This is a genomic window from Citrobacter sp. CK202 (genome assembly GCF_030333225.1).
Lineage (GTDB): Bacteria > Pseudomonadota > Gammaproteobacteria > Enterobacterales > Enterobacteriaceae > Citrobacter_B > Citrobacter_B koseri.
Window position 1 is genome coordinate 1 of sequence record NZ_JAOWGI010000012.1, and the last position, 202, is coordinate 202.

General features: G+C 58.9%; 1 tRNA gene and 1 rRNA gene. Both read right to left on the reverse strand.

The window, feature by feature from the left end:
• Position 1 precedes the first annotated feature (1 nt).
• Positions 2–77 (reverse strand) — tRNA-Thr (locus OGX84_RS00650).
• A 14-nt stretch (positions 78–91) separates the two neighbouring features.
• Positions 92–202: ribosomal RNA gene (gene rrf / locus OGX84_RS00655) — 5S ribosomal RNA — on the reverse strand; the annotation flags it as partial.

Here is a 202-nt window from a genome sequence, read left to right on the forward strand (position 1 = left end):
GTGGTGCTGATACCCAGAGTCGAACTGGGGACCTCACCCTTACCAAGGGTGCGCTCTACCAACTGAGCCATATCAGCACGCTAAATTTGATGCCTGGCAGTTCCCTACTCTCGCATGGGGATACCCCACACTACCATCGGCGCTACGGCGTTTCACTTCTGAGTTCGGCATGGGGTCAGGTGGGACCACCGCGCTACGGCCG